Genomic DNA, 13,291 nt, shown 5'->3' on the forward strand with positions numbered 1-13,291 from the left:
CAGAAAGGTCAGGCAAGGTCAGCGTGGCACGCGATTATTACGGCTCGCTCGGAGTGAGCAAAGGCGCGAGCGATTCGGAGATCAAACGTGCCTATCGGCGGCTGGCACGTGAGCTGCATCCCGACGTCAACCCCGACGAGGAAGCGCAGGCCCGGTTCACCGAGATCCAGGTCGCCTATGAGGTGCTGTCGGATCCGGAGAAGCGCCGCATCGTGGACATGGGTGGCGACCCGATGGAGTCGGTGGGCGGTGCGCCCGGCGGGTTCAGTGGGTTCGGCGGTCTGGGCGATGTCTTCGAGGCCTTCTTCGGCGGCGGCACCGCATCGCGCGGGCCGGTCGGCCGGGTGCGACCCGGCGCCGATTCCTTGCTGCGGATGCGGCTGGACCTGGCTGAGTGCGCGACCGGCGTGACCAAGCAGGTGAGTGTGGATACCGCGGTGCTGTGCGACCTGTGCCACGGCAAGGGCACCAACGGCAATTCCACGCCGGTCACCTGCGACACCTGTGACGGCCGCGGTGAGATCCAGACCGTGCAGCGCTCGCTGCTGGGCCAGGTGATGACCACCCGTCCGTGCCCGGTCTGCGGCGGAATCGGTGAGGTCATCCCGGATCCGTGCAACCGGTGCGGCGGTGACGGCCGGGTGCGCGCCCGCCGCGAGATCAGTGTCAAGATCCCGGCCGGTGTGGGCGACGGGATGCGCGTCCGGCTGGCCGCCCAGGGCGAGGTCGGACCGGGCGGCGGTCCCGCCGGCGACCTTTACGTCGAGGTCCACGAGAAGCAGCACGAGATCTTCGTCCGTGACGGTGATGACCTGCACTGCACCATTTCGGTGCCGATGGTCGACGCTGCGCTGGGCACCACGGTCACCGTCGACGCGATCCTCGACGGCCCCACCGAACTGACGATCGCCGCGGGCACCCAGCCCGGTTCGGTGACCACATTGCGCGGCCACGGCATGCCACATCTGCGCTCCGGGGTGCGTGGTGACCTGCACGCGCACATCGACGTGGTGGTGCCGTCGCGGCTCGACAGCACCGATACCGACCTACTGCGCAAGCTGAAGGAGAACCGCAGCCGCGACGCCGCGGAGGTGCGCTCGACGCAGGCCTCGGCGAGTTCTGGCGGTCTGTTCAGCCGGCTGCGCGAGACGTTCTCCGGCCGCTGACGCCCGTGAGCGCAGCGCTTTTCTACGTCGACGCGCTGCCGGGCGCGGGGGAACTGGCCGTCGTCGACGGCGACGAGGGCTTCCACGCGGCCAACGTGCGTCGCATCCGCGTCGGCGAACAGATCGACTTGAGCGACGGCGCCGGGACGCTGGCGCGCTGTGTCGTCGAAGAGACCGCCAAGGGCCGGTTGTCGGCGCGGGTGACCAAGCGGGTCGCCATCGCCGGCCCGCGCCCGCCGGTCACCGTGGTGCAGGCGCTACCCAAATCCGACCGCTCAGAGCTGGCCGTGGAGCTGGCGACCGAGGCCGGTGCCGATGGCTTTGTTGCCTGGCAGGCGACTCGGTGCGTGGCCCGCTGGGAAGGCCCGAAGGTGGACAAGGGCCTGAGGCGTTGGGAGGCGGTGGCCCGCTCGGCGGCGCGCCAGTCACGGCGCCCCTACATCCCGGTGATCGACGGTGTGGTCTCGACGTCTGCGCTGACCCAGCGCGTCGCCGACGCCGTCGCCGGCGGAGCGGTGGTGCTGGCATTGCACGAGTCGGCCACCGAGCCGCTCACGGAACTGCCTCTGGCCCAAGCGGATTCGCTGATGCTCATCGTCGGTCCGGAAGGCGGCATCGCCGATGAGGAGATCGTCGCGCTGACCGGGGCCGGCGCGAAGGCGGTCCGCCTGGGCCCGACCGTGCTGCGTACGTCGACCGCAGCCGCCGTGGCGTTGGGGGCGATCGGTGCGCTGACGGCGCGCTGGGAGATTTAGCGCCGCCGGCGGCCTTGGCCAGGCATTACGCTCCATTCGTGAGTTTTCCGCCGCAAGGCCCGCCGCCCTACGGACAATCGCCATACGGGCAGCAGCCCCCGCATTGGCCACCGCCTCAGGGGCAGCCGTGGCAGGGCCAGGCGGGCGCGCCGCCGCCGTACGGTCAGCCGCCGCAGTGGTCGCCGTACGGCCAGCCGCCCCGGCCTCCGTCGAAGAAACCGGGGCTCATCATCGGGGGAGTCGTCGTGGCAGTCATCGCGCTTCTCGGCGCCCTGGCTGTCGTCGCAAAATCGGTCGACAGAGGTGAAGGACGTGGGGTGAGTGACGAACAGCGTGCGGCGAACGCGATCACGGCCGAATGGTCGACCGAATTTGACGTCGTGTGCAAGGACGGCTCAGTGAGCAACGCCGGGGCCTATGCAAAGCCGTACAAGTTCGCGTCCTTCTTCCAAGGGATGAAGGACGGCTCGTGGTATCAGGTGGCCGACCAGCGCAGTGAAGCCGTGTCTGAAACAAACGTCGTTGCCTGCCTGACCCGCAAGTCCGGCACTGAGGTGAAGTCAGGACAATGTGAATCCACTGCGTGGGACAAGCCCGTCACCATCGATCACTACGCCGTCGAATACGACATCGAGCTCCGCGAAGCCCAGACGGGCAAGTACATCGGAAATGTGGGCACGGTGAACGGGCCCGCCGGCGATTGTCCGTCGGTGGCGTTCTTCGACTGGGTTCCCGACAAACTGTACGGCGAGCCGGACGGTGCGGCGGTCGCGGCGAAACTGGCGGGATTCACCGGCTGACCGGCGGCGCGACCCACCTCACCTGCGGCGCGCCACCATCCTGCTTAACCATTGGGGTGTGTCGTTGACCAGCGGTAAACTGGCAGCAGTACGACGGCAGCCGGCCGTTCGGAAACACGGAAAGCAGGCACAAACACCACGTGACGCCCCGCGACACGACCGCTGACTCGTCGGCCACCTCACCGGACTCGGTCCGCAGCAGCATCACTGTTCCGCCCGACATCATCGTGGGCCTGCTCGGCTCCGCCGACGAGAATCTGCGGGCCCTCGAAAGACTCCTTACCGCCGACATTCACGCCCGCGGCAACGAGATCACCTTCACCGGCGAGCCCGCTGACGTTGCGCTGGCCGAACGCGTCGTCGCCGAGCTCATCGCCGTCGCCTCCAGCGGGCAGGCGGTGACACCCGAGGCGGTCCGCCACAGCGTCGCCATCCTCACGGGTACCGAGGACGCGTCGCCGGCCGAGGTGCTGACGCTCGACATCCTGAGCCGCCGTGGCAAGACCATCCGGCCCAAGACGCTCAACCAGAAGCGCTACGTCGACGCCATCGATGCGCACACGATCGTGTTCGGCATCGGCCCGGCCGGTACCGGCAAGACGTACCTGGCGATGGCCAAGGCGGTGAGCGCGCTGCAGTCCAAGCAGGTCAACCGGATCATCCTGACCCGGCCCGCGGTGGAAGCCGGTGAACGCCTCGGCTTTCTGCCCGGCACATTGACCGAGAAGATCGACCCGTATCTGCGGCCGCTCTATGACGCGCTGCACGACATGATGGATCCGGCCGCTATCCCGAACCTGTTGGCCGCCGGGGTGATCGAGGTGGCACCGCTGGCATTCATGCGCGGGAGAAGCCTCAATGATGCGTTCATCATCCTCGACGAGGCGCAGAACACCACCGCCGAGCAGATGAAGATGTTCCTGACCCGACTGGGATTCGGTTCGAAAATCGTTGTCACCGGCGATATCACGCAGGTGGACCTGCCGGGTGGGGCGCGGTCGGGCCTACGGGCTGCGATCAGCATCCTCGACGGGATCGAGGACATCCACTTCGCCGAGCTCACCAGTGCCGACGTGGTACGGCACCGGCTGGTGTCCGAGATCGTCGACGCCTACGCCCGACATGAGGAGCCGGTATTGCTCAACCGTGCCCAACGCCGTTCGTCGAACGGGCGGCCCCGCCGATGAGCGACCCTTGCGGAGCAAATCAACAGACGGCATGCGGGACCCGAGCCTGCGAGGGAACCGCATGAGCGTCGAGGTATCCAACGAGTCGGGGATCGATGTCTCCGAAGAGGAACTGATCAGCGTCGCCCGGTTCGTCATCGCGAAGATGGACGTGAACCCGGCGGCTGAGCTGTCGATGGTGCTGGTGGACAGCGCCGCCATGGCCGATCTGCACATGCGGTGGATGGACCTGCCGGGACCCACCGACGTGATGAGTTTCCCGATGGACGAGCTGGAGCCCGGGGGACGGCCGGATTCTCCCGAGCCGGGTCCGTCCATGCTCGGCGACATCGTGTTGTGCCCGGAATTCGCCGAACAGCAAGCCACCAAGGCCGGGCACTCGCTCGGTCAGGAGCTGGCCCTGCTGACCGTCCACGGGGTGCTGCATCTGCTCGGCTACGACCACGCCGAACCGGACGAGGAAAAAGAGATGTTCGCGCTGCAGCGTCAGCTCCTCGAGGAATGGGTGGCTGATCAGGTCGAGGCGTACCACGCCGACCGGCAGAGCCAGAAAGATCAGCGCCTGCTGGACAAGTCCCGATACTTCGACGAACCGTGACCGAATTACTTCCGCTGCTCGGCGCCGTGGTGCTGGTCGGGTTCGGTGGCTTGTTCGCGGCCATCGACGCGGCCCTGTCCACTGTCTCGATAGCGCGGATCGAGGAATTGGTCCGCGACGAACGTCCCGGCGCCGCCCGGCTCAGCCGGGTTGTTGCCGAACGGCCCCGCTACATCAACCTTGTTGTGCTGCTGCGGATCACCTGCGAGATCAGTGCCACCGTCCTGCTGGTGTCCTTCCTGGACGGGCTGCTCGGTGTGGGCTGGGGACTGGTGGCCTCGGCCGCGATCATGGTGGTGACGAGCTTCGTGGTCATCGGTGTCGGCCCGCGCACGGTCGGCAGGCAGAACGCCTATTCCATCGCGTTGATGTCGGCCTTGCCGCTGCAGGCGATCTCGGTATTGCTCACCCCGATCAGCCGGCTGCTGGTGCTGATGGGTAACGCACTGACCCCCGGCCGTGGCTTCCGTAACGGTCCGTTCGCCTCCGAGATCGAATTGCGCGAGGTCGTCGACCTGGCCCAGCAGCGGGGGGTGGTGGCTGACGAGGAACGCCGGATGATCCAGTCGGTGTTCGAACTCGGGGACACCCCGGCCCGTGAGGTCATGGTGCCGCGCACCGAGATGGTGTGGATCGAATCGGACAAGTCGGCCGGCCAAGCCACCTCGTTGGCAGTGCGCAGCGGACACTCCCGCATCCCGGTGATCGGCGAGAACGTCGACGACGTCGTCGGCGTGGTCTACCTGAAAGATCTTGTCCAGCAGACCTATTACTCGACCAACGGCGGCCGCGACACCAACGTGGCGCAGGTGATGCGTCCGGCGGTGTTCGTGCCTGACTCCAAGCCGCTCGACGAACTGCTCAACGAGATGCAGCGCGACCGTAACCACATGGCGCTGCTCGTCGATGAATACGGCGCGATCGCCGGCCTGGTCACGATCGAGGACGTGCTGGAGGAAATCGTCGGTGAGATCGTCGACGAGTACGACGCCGGTGAGGTGGTTCCGGTCGAAGACCTCGGCGATCGCCGGTACCGGGTGTCGGCGCGGCTGCCGATCGAAGACCTCTGCGAGCTCTACGAGATGGAGGCGGACGAAAATCTCGACGTGGACACCGTCGGTGGTCTCGTGGCATTCGAATTGGGCCGCGTACCTCTGCCCGGCGCCGAAGTGACATGGGACGGCCTGAGGTTGCAGGCCGAGGGCGGCTCCGACCATCGTGGGCGGGTGCGGATCGGCACAGTTCTGGTGAGCCCAGCCGAATCTGAGAAACAGGAGACCCGAGGTACCGATGACTGAGCTCGACGCAGAAGACAACAAGCTCGTGGTGTTGGCGCGAGGCGCGATGGGCCGAGCCGAGGCGTCCTCGGGTGCGGCGGTGCGCGATCAGGACGGCCGTACCTATGCCGGAGCGCCGGTGACCCTGGCGGCGCTGCAGCTCACCGCACTGCAGGCGGCGGTGGCCGCCGCGGTGTCCAGCGGTGCCACCGGGCTGGAGGCCGCGGTGTTGGTCGGCGGCGCGGCTGACGACGCCGGCGTCGTCGCGGTCCGGGAACTGTCCGCCGACGCCACGGTGATCGTCACCGACCGGGCCGGAACACCGCTATGACACCGCCGAGACTGCGCACAGATCGCGTTTCCGGTACAGATCGTGATCTCACCGCAGTGTCGGTGACAAGGGGAGTGCGATGAGTGAATTCCGTTCCGGCTTCGTGTGTTTCGTCGGCCGGCCCAATACCGGCAAGTCGACGCTGACCAATGCGCTGGTGGGCCAGAAGGTCGCCATCACCTCGAACCGGCCGCAGACCACCCGGCACACCATCCGCGGCATCGTGCACCGTGAGGACTTCCAGATCATCCTGGTCGATACCCCCGGGCTGCACCGGCCGCGCACCCTGCTCGGGCAGCGGCTCAATGACCTGGTCAAGGACACCTATTCCGAGGTGGACGTGATCGGTCTGTGCATCCCCGCCGATGAGCGCATCGGCCCCGGTGACCGCTGGATCTATCAGCAGATCCGCGCGGTGGCGCCCAGGACCACGTTGATTGCCGTCGTCACCAAGATCGACAAGGTGCCGAAGGATCGGGTCGCGGAACAGCTGATGGCCGTCAGTGAGCTCCTGGGGCCCGACGCCGACATCGTGCCCGTCTCGGCCACCGCGGGCGAACAACTCGATGTGCTCACCGATGTCCTGGTCTCGAAACTGCCGCAGGGGCCTGCCTATTACCCCGACGGTGAGCTGACGGACGAGCCAGAAGAAGTCCTGATGGCCGAGCTCATCCGCGAGGCCGCCCTCGAGGGCGTGCGCGACGAGTTGCCGCACTCGCTGGCTGTTGTCATCGAGGAGGTCGAGGAAAGGGAGGGTCGTGACGATCTCATCGACGTGCATGCGATCCTCTACGTCGAGCGTGACAGCCAGAAGGGCATCGTGATCGGCAAAGGCGGTGCGAGGCTGCGCGAGGTCGGCACGGCCGCCCGCACGCAGATCGAAAAGCTGCTCGGCACAAAGGTTTATCTCGACCTGCGGGTCAAGATCGCCAAGAACTGGCAGCGTGATCCCAAGCAGCTGGGGCGGCTGGGGTTCTAACTCGAGTAGCAGTCCAGCGGTTGGGTAGATCGGGAGGTCTCGTGCGCGATGCCGTGACCCGCTATTTGCCGATCAACACCAGAACCAGCATCAGAATCGCGAACCCGACAAGAGCGAGGCCGAAGATTATCAGCTGGGTCTTGACACGGTCGCGTGCGGTACGGCCCCGCTCCCCGGAGCCGCTGGCGAGAATCAGCAGCGCGTCCATTATCCGCCAACCCCGCGAGTTGCCGTTGTCCCGCTTGGCCTCTGGCTGCGGGGGGACGGGCGGCGGCGGGTTATACGGGGGCTGTGGCTGGGCGGCGTAAGGTGCAGCGGGCGGGTAGCCGCCGTTGGGTGCGACGTTGGGCGGATAACCGTATCCATACGGTCCAGGCTGCGCTGGCGGGTAGGACCCTGGCGGAGGTTGCTGCTGGGGGTGGTACGGATCCGGATAGCTCATGCGGCATCCCCTTGCCTATTCGATAGCGTGCAAAATCCTACCTGGCCGACGAACTGCTGACGGTCAGCGTTCGCCTCGCAGATACTCCGCCATTGCCTCGACTTGGGCGGCCTCGGCCTGTGCCGGAGTAGGCAGATCGCTGATGTCGTCGATGTACTGCGCTGCGACGTCCTGATCTATCCCCTGATGCATGAGCAGGCTCTGCACCATCGCGCGCTGAATTGCTCGGCCCTGTAAGTTCGCCAGCCTGGCAGTGGCCATGATGTCGTGTGCGAGGTCCGATTCGGTCATCGAGGTTATCGACGGGGACAGCTCGATCCGGTTGATCGCGCCCGAGATCGTGGCCTGCGCGGTGATCGTCCCAGCCGGGTTGGTCACTCCGAAGGTTACGGGCCCCGACGACTCATCGTCCGAGTCGTCGTAATCGGTCAGGGTCGGAGCGGAGCCATCAGCCGTTGGGGCGCTGAGAGTTTCGTCGCCGGGAAACGCGTCAGGCCCGGACCATACGTCGCCGTGCTCCTGGTGAAGGTGCCGGTTGTCGCCGAAATCCAGTGCATCAAGGCCGCTCGGGCGCTGTTCGGCGGTGGTGAATGCGTCAGGCCCCGACCAGTCGTCTTCGTGGTGGTCATGGCTTTGTTGGTCGTCGTCGAAACCCAGCGCATCCAGGTCGCTCGGGAACTGTTCGTCTTCGGGATCGTGATCGTCCCAGGTGTGGTCGGTCATGTGATCAGCAGTGCATCGTCCGGCCGAGTTTGCCGGATTCTTGCGTGTCGGTCTGGTCGTACTGCGAGGCCGCGGTGGTCAGGTTTTCTGCCAGTTCGTTGGACTTTTTCATCATCGCCTCGGAGGCGGATTTGCGGGCTTCGTTCGCGTCGCACAGTGCTTGTTGCGACGACCAGCAGATTGGGCCGTGCGTTGCCAGCACTTTCCATTCCACAAACGACGTAGTATCGCCCGCCGAGGAAAATCCGGCTGCAGCCGCGTCATGTGTGGTCGACATATCTCGGAGATCCGAAGTGAGAACGTTCAATTCGTCGGACATGAATTGATCCTTTCGTGGTTACACTTCGGTCGTGTGGCGTTGCGGTGCAGTCTGATTCGCAGTGCCGGCGCCGAACGAAGCATTGATCGGCGCGCGACCGGCCTGCGATTCGCCACCCGCCGCCGCGCCTGACTGTTCAGAGGCGGCACCTGCCTCGCCATTCTGCGCGCTCGGGTCTTGCTGATCGGGCTGTTCCACTGCCTGCATCATGGTCTCGACGATTTGGCCGGCCGCGCCCACGAGACTGTCGAGCCCCCCGCCGCCGCCACCACCGGAACCGCCGCCCATTTGAGGAAGCGACGGCAGGCTGCCCATTCCGCCGCCAGCGCTAGCGGCATTCGTGGCACCGCTGGGCGTGCCAATGGTGCTGGGCATCTGCGGCATCGATGATCCGCCGCCGCCGGACCCGCCGCTGCTGCCGGCGCCCGACCCGCCGCCGGACGGGTTACCTGAGCTCCCAGTGCTTGTGGGTTCGCTCTGGCCACCAGCGTTGCCTGGTCCGGACGTATTTCCTGGATTTGTGGGTCCCGCAGGGTCGCCGGAGCCGGACGGTGAGGCAGGGGAACCCGCCCCGGACGTGCTCACCGCGCCCGCTTCGCGGTACTTGGCTGTGGCTTCCCGTATTTGGGCGGCATTGTCGCTGGCATAGTTGCGCAGATTGTTTGCGGTGAGACCCGCGGCTGTGAGAGCTGTAGCCACCGCAGCGACCTGGAGTGCTATCGACTCCGGAGCTCCTAACACGGAGGCTTCCAACGCCAGCGCGACTGGAATCATCGCGGCCAAACCTTTTGACGCCCAGTCGACTTCCCTGCGGGCACGGTCCACCTGTTGTGCCTGGGTAGACAAGATCCGAACGATGTCGTTGTCGGCTCCCAGCATGGTCGTCGCACGCTGGATCTGGTGCGAATTCTGGGACATATAGGCGTCAGAAGCCGAACCGGACCATGTCTCGGTGGGGTAGGCACCTTCGAGGCTTTTTCCGTGGGTCTGGAACAACTTGGCGCCATCGCTGAAGTCGTCGCCACCGTCCGGGCTTCCCTCGCCCATAGTGAGGCTGATTAGCGTGAGGGTGTACATGCCGCATTTGATCACCGGTGTGGCGGTCGCTGCGGGCGAGAGTGCCTGCGCCCATTTGCCAGCGTCGCCGATCAATCCGACGGCGCCCTGCGGGTCGCCTTCCATAAGCTTCTTGAGGTCACCGTAGGTGCTCCAGGCGGCAGATGCTATACCGAACTTGCTGGGGCCTTTGCTGGGCGCCCTGCTTCCCTCATCCCCCTCTGACCCTGTCATTCAGACGCCCGCGTATCGCTCATGGATTCTTCGGTGCGCACGCTTGTTGACCCTCCCGACAGATTGAACAATCTCGTTGCGGCCCCCGTGCCGTGGATTTGAGCCTAACAACGAGCATGAGGCGTCAATTGCGGCAATTTTCACAGTGATTCGACAGCCTTTTGCCAGGTCGAACCCCGGTTCTCGGCCTACCCGTCGAGCGCGTTGATCGCCTCCGCGGCCTGGGACGCGTCCGTCCGGGACGGGGCATTCCACCAGACCTCGGGCTGCTTGGCGGCCCAGCCGGTGATCGCCTCGAGTTCGGCCGCCAGCGAGATCAGCAGCGGCTCACTGTCGGCCGGCCCCATCAGCTGAATGCCGATCGGCAGCCCGTCGGAGGTGAAGCCCGCGGGCACGTTGATCGACGGCCAGCCCAGCAGGTTCCACGGCCAGGTCACCGGGCAGGCGGCGATCGAGCTGCGTTCGGTGGCAGACCACCCTCGGCGGTCGAATTCGTGTGTGAGCGGCGGCGGTTGGGCCGTCGTCGGCGCGATGATGACGTCGACGAGATTGAAAATCCAGGACATGCGGCGCTGGGCTGCTGCCTCGTGTGCGCGGGCCTTGCGCAGCACGTGCTGTGACAACAGCCTGCCGATTCGCATGTTGGTCAGCGTGCGCTCGTCGAAGGGCACGTCGCCCAGCCGGTCGGCCCAGTCCAGTAGGCCCGCGGTCGAGCGGGCCAGAAAGTCCCACGACATCCGCAGGCTGTAGTTGGGGTCTTTGGCGACCACGGTGTGGCCCAACTGCCCGAGTTGATCGGCGATGTTCTGCAGCGCGTCGCGGATCTCGGGGTGCAGCGTGGCCGGGAAACCGGAGAACGGGAACTTGGTCGACATGGCCACCCGCAACGGTCCGGGGGCGCGGCTGACATGCTCGGCGGCCTGAATCGGCGCCGGCTTGTGCAGATCGCCCTCGGCGTTGCCGGATGCCGCGTCGAGCACGAGGGCCGCATCGGTGACGGTGCGGGCCAGCACCCCGTTGACGGTGATGCCGTTGAACGCCTCGGGCAGCGGCCAGGTGGAGATGCGTCCACGCTGCGGCTTGATGCCGACCAGGTGTGTCCACGCCGCGGGAATGCGGACGCTGCCCGCGCCGTCGGATCCGATGGCCGCGGCCACCAGGCCCGCAGCCACGGCCGCGGCGCTGCCGCCCGAGGATCCGCCCGGGCTGTGCTTGCGTGACCACGGGTTGCGGGTGTGCCCGAAGCCCGGACCGCCGGTGAACGGCCACTGCCCGAGCTCGCAGCTGTTGGTCTTCCCGACGATCACCGCGCCGGCCGCCTTCAGGCGGCGCACCACCTCGGCATCGGCTGGGGCGACACGAACGTCGCCGTCGATTCCGAACCGGGTGGGCACCCCGGCGATGTCGACGTCATCCTTGACCGCGATCGGGATTCCCAGGAGTGGGAGTAGTTTGCCGGCTGCGCGAGCCGCGTCGGCTTTCGCGGCGCCGGCCAGTGCTTGCTCGGTGAGCACCACGCGGAAGGCGTTGAGAGTGGACTGGCTCGCGGTGATGGCATGCAGAGACTGACGTACCAGGTCGTCAGAAGTGACTGCGCCGCTGGCGAGTTGGTAGAGCTGGTTGGTCAGGGTGGGGAACGGAGGCGATGTCGAGTCGGAAGTCGCGGATTTGGCCATCACTTTCGAGGATATCGGCGGTGCGTAACGGAACCTGTCCGGCCATGGTGCGACACTGTCACGATGCGGCTGTACCGGGACCGGGCGGTGGTGCTGCGCCAGCACAAGCTCGGCGAGGCCGACCGGATTGTCACCCTGCTCACCCGCGACCATGGTTTGGTGCGCGCGGTGGCCAAGGGGGTTCGGCGTACCCGCAGCAAGTTCGGCGCGCGGCTGGAACCGTTTGCCCACATCGACGTGCAGCTGCATCCGGGACGCAACCTCGACATCGTCACCCAGGTTCAGGCCATCGACGCGTTCGCCGCCGACATCGTCAGTGACTACGGCCGCTACACAAGTGCGTGCGCAATGTTGGAGACCGCCGAGCGGCTGGCCGGGGAGGAACGGGCACCGATGCCCGACCTGCACCGGCTCACGGTGGCTGCGCTGCGGGCCATCGCCGACGGTCGCCGGGCCCGCGAACTGGTGCTGGATTCCTATCTGTTGCGGGCGATGACGATCGCCGGCTGGGCGCCGGCGCTGACCGAGTGCGCCCGCTGCGCCGCGCCGGGCCCGCACCGGGCATTTCACGTCGCGGCCGGCGGCAGCGTGTGCGTGCACTGCCGGCCCAGTGGATCCAGCACTCCGCCGCAGCCCGTGCTGGAGCTGATGTCGGCGCTGCACGAGGGCGACTGGGAGTATGCCGAGGCCTCCTCATCGGGCCATCGCAGTCAGGCCAGCGGATTGATCGCGGCGCATCTGCAATGGCACCTCGAGCGTCAGCTGCGGACATTGCCTCTGGTCGAGCGGGTGTACCGGATCGATCGGACAGTCGCTGAACAGCGCGCGACGCTGGTCAGGCAGGATATGACCCATGGTTTTGAAGCGGGACAAGCAGCAGGGCAAGACCACCTACCCACAGCTGCCCCCGGCGCCTGAGGACTATCCGGTCTTCCCGGACACGTCGTCCTGGCCCGTCGTCTTCCCGGAGATCCCGGCCGGCACCAACGGCCGCTTTGCGCGTCCGCCCCAACACACGTCGAAGGCGGTCGCGCCCCGGATCCCGGCCGATCAGGTACCCAACCACGTCGCCGTGGTGATGGACGGCAACGGCCGGTGGGCCACCCAGCGCGGCCTGGGCCGCACCGAGGGCCACAAGATGGGCGAGGCGGTGCTGATCGACATCACCTGCGGTGCCATCGAACTGGGCATCAAGCACTTGAGCGTCTACGCGTTCTCCACCGAGAACTGGAAGCGCAGCGCCGAGGAGGTCCGGTTCCTGATGGGCTTCAACCGGGAGGTGGTGCGCCGCCGCCGGGAGAACCTGAACGCCATGGGCGTGAACATGCGCTGGGTCGGATCGCGGCCCAAGATGTGGCGCAGCGTCATCAAGGAGTTCGACATCGCCGAACAGATGACGGTCGGCAACGACGTCATCACGGTCAACTACTGCGTCAACTACGGCGGGCGCACCGAGATCGTCGAGGCCGCGCAGGCACTGGCCGAAGAAGCTGCCGAGGGCAAGATCAATCCGGGCCGGATCAGTGAGGCTGCCTTCGCCAAACACCTGCACCGCCCGGACATCCCCGACGTGGACCTGTTCATCCGGACCTCGGGGGAGCAGCGGGCCAGCAACTTCCTGCTGTGGCAGTCGGCGTATGCCGAGTTCGTGTTCCAGGACAAGCTGTGGCCCGACTACGACCGGCGTGACCTGTGGGCGGCGTGCGAGGAGTACGTGAACCGTAACCGTCGATTCGGTAGGGCCTGAC

At 66.5% G+C, this 13,291-nt stretch carries 15 protein-coding genes; 10 read left to right on the forward strand and 5 right to left on the reverse strand.

What is annotated here, in order from left to right; translation table 11 throughout:
- Window positions 1–23 precede the first annotated feature (23 nt).
- From dnaJ to era, 8 genes are all read left to right on the forward strand, one after another.
- Window positions 24–1,166 (forward strand): molecular chaperone DnaJ, encoded by a 1,143-nt coding sequence (gene dnaJ / locus ACZYZ7_RS23245; protein ID WP_135456173.1) that lies wholly within the window; start codon window positions 24–26, stop codon window positions 1,164–1,166.
- A gap of 5 nt (window positions 1,167–1,171) precedes the next feature.
- Window positions 1,172–1,921, forward strand: coding sequence for a 16S rRNA (uracil(1498)-N(3))-methyltransferase (locus ACZYZ7_RS23250; protein WP_463741913.1), 750 nt, complete (start codon window positions 1,172–1,174; stop codon window positions 1,919–1,921).
- A 245-nt stretch (window positions 1,922–2,166) separates the two neighbouring features.
- Window positions 2,167–2,721, forward strand: a complete 555-nt coding sequence (locus ACZYZ7_RS23255) for a hypothetical protein (RefSeq protein ID WP_463741914.1) — start codon at window positions 2,167–2,169, stop codon at window positions 2,719–2,721.
- Window positions 2,722–2,861: 140 nt separating this feature from the next.
- Complete coding sequence (locus tag ACZYZ7_RS23260) at window positions 2,862–3,908, forward strand: PhoH family protein (protein WP_450072167.1); 1,047 nt, start codon at window positions 2,862–2,864, stop codon at window positions 3,906–3,908.
- 61 nt (window positions 3,909–3,969) lie between these two features.
- A complete protein-coding gene (gene ybeY, locus ACZYZ7_RS23265; RefSeq protein ID WP_135456165.1) occupies window positions 3,970–4,506 on the forward strand; it encodes an rRNA maturation RNase YbeY in 537 nt (178 codons plus the stop codon).
- Window positions 4,503–5,804 (forward strand): hemolysin family protein, encoded by a 1,302-nt coding sequence (locus tag ACZYZ7_RS23270; RefSeq protein WP_135456164.1) that lies wholly within the window; start codon window positions 4,503–4,505, stop codon window positions 5,802–5,804. Before ybeY ends, ACZYZ7_RS23270 begins: the two co-directional genes overlap by 4 nt.
- The gene (locus ACZYZ7_RS23275; protein WP_135456162.1) at window positions 5,797–6,114 is read left to right on the forward strand and encodes a cytidine deaminase; all 318 of its coding nucleotides are present in this window, start codon (window positions 5,797–5,799) and stop codon (window positions 6,112–6,114) included. The genes ACZYZ7_RS23270 and ACZYZ7_RS23275 overlap by 8 nt, the downstream gene beginning before the upstream one ends.
- Before the next feature lie 79 nt (window positions 6,115–6,193).
- Window positions 6,194–7,093 (forward strand): GTPase Era, encoded by a 900-nt coding sequence (era, locus tag ACZYZ7_RS23280; protein ID WP_135456160.1) that lies wholly within the window; start codon window positions 6,194–6,196, stop codon window positions 7,091–7,093.
- A 61-nt stretch (window positions 7,094–7,154) separates the two neighbouring features.
- Here the strand turns inward: era and ACZYZ7_RS23285 are convergent, their stop codons facing one another.
- The 5 genes from ACZYZ7_RS23285 to ACZYZ7_RS23305 all read right to left on the reverse strand — a co-directional run bounded on the left by ACZYZ7_RS23285 (window position 7,155) and on the right by ACZYZ7_RS23305 (window position 11,543).
- Entirely contained in the window at window positions 7,155–7,301 is a 147-nt protein-coding gene (locus tag ACZYZ7_RS23285) for a hypothetical protein (protein ID WP_450072170.1), read from the reverse strand.
- A 297-nt stretch (window positions 7,302–7,598) separates the two neighbouring features.
- Window positions 7,599–8,258 carry a hypothetical protein gene (locus ACZYZ7_RS23290; protein WP_450072171.1) on the reverse strand — a complete coding sequence of 220 codons (660 nt, stop codon included), beginning with the start codon at window positions 8,256–8,258 and terminating at the stop codon, window positions 7,599–7,601.
- A 4-nt stretch (window positions 8,259–8,262) separates the two neighbouring features.
- On the reverse strand, window positions 8,263–8,577 hold the full coding sequence (locus ACZYZ7_RS23295) for an ESX-1 secretion-associated protein (protein WP_463741915.1): 315 nt from the start codon (window positions 8,575–8,577) through the stop codon (window positions 8,263–8,265).
- An 18-nt stretch (window positions 8,578–8,595) separates the two neighbouring features.
- Complete coding sequence (locus ACZYZ7_RS23300; protein ID WP_463741916.1) at window positions 8,596–9,759, reverse strand: EspA/EspE family type VII secretion system effector; 1,164 nt, start codon at window positions 9,757–9,759, stop codon at window positions 8,596–8,598.
- Window positions 9,760–10,055: 296 nt separating this feature from the next.
- Window positions 10,056–11,543 (reverse strand): amidase, encoded by a 1,488-nt coding sequence (locus tag ACZYZ7_RS23305; RefSeq protein WP_463741917.1) that lies wholly within the window; start codon window positions 11,541–11,543, stop codon window positions 10,056–10,058.
- A 63-nt stretch (window positions 11,544–11,606) separates the two neighbouring features.
- On the opposite strand from ACZYZ7_RS23305, the gene recO reads away from it, so the two are divergent.
- Together recO and ACZYZ7_RS23315 are read left to right on the forward strand one after the other, a co-directional pair.
- Window positions 11,607–12,461 carry a DNA repair protein RecO gene (gene recO, locus ACZYZ7_RS23310; protein ID WP_135456151.1) on the forward strand — a complete coding sequence of 285 codons (855 nt, stop codon included), beginning with the start codon at window positions 11,607–11,609 and terminating at the stop codon, window positions 12,459–12,461.
- Window positions 12,397–13,290 (forward strand): decaprenyl diphosphate synthase, encoded by an 894-nt coding sequence (locus tag ACZYZ7_RS23315; protein WP_135456149.1) that lies wholly within the window; start codon window positions 12,397–12,399, stop codon window positions 13,288–13,290. Before recO ends, ACZYZ7_RS23315 begins: the two co-directional genes overlap by 65 nt.
- Window position 13,291: the final 1 nt, after the last annotated feature.

Source organism: Mycobacterium sp. IDUB_17 (assembly GCF_055419465.1).

Coding starts and splice junctions, on each gene's coding strand:
- ACZYZ7_RS23315 (WP_135456149.1), top strand. CDS start 12,397: ATGGTTTTGAAGCGGGACAAGCAGCAGGGCAAGACCACCTACCCACAG.
- ybeY (WP_135456165.1), top strand. CDS start 3,970: ATGAGCGTCGAGGTATCCAACGAGTCGGGGATCGATGTCTCCGAAGAG.
- recO (WP_135456151.1), top strand. CDS start 11,607: ATGCGGCTGTACCGGGACCGGGCGGTGGTGCTGCGCCAGCACAAGCTC.
- ACZYZ7_RS23290 (WP_450072171.1), bottom strand. CDS start 8,258: ATGACCGACCACACCTGGGACGATCACGATCCCGAAGACGAACAGTTC.
- ACZYZ7_RS23275 (WP_135456162.1), top strand. CDS start 5,797: ATGACTGAGCTCGACGCAGAAGACAACAAGCTCGTGGTGTTGGCGCGA.
- ACZYZ7_RS23305 (WP_463741917.1), bottom strand. CDS start 11,543: ATGGCCAAATCCGCGACTTCCGACTCGACATCGCCTCCGTTCCCCACC.
- ACZYZ7_RS23285 (WP_450072170.1), bottom strand. CDS start 7,301: ATGGACGCGCTGCTGATTCTCGCCAGCGGCTCCGGGGAGCGGGGCCGT.
- era (WP_135456160.1), top strand. CDS start 6,194: ATGAGTGAATTCCGTTCCGGCTTCGTGTGTTTCGTCGGCCGGCCCAAT.
- ACZYZ7_RS23295 (WP_463741915.1), bottom strand. CDS start 8,577: ATGTCCGACGAATTGAACGTTCTCACTTCGGATCTCCGAGATATGTCG.
- ACZYZ7_RS23300 (WP_463741916.1), bottom strand. CDS start 9,759: ATGGAAGGCGACCCGCAGGGCGCCGTCGGATTGATCGGCGACGCTGGC.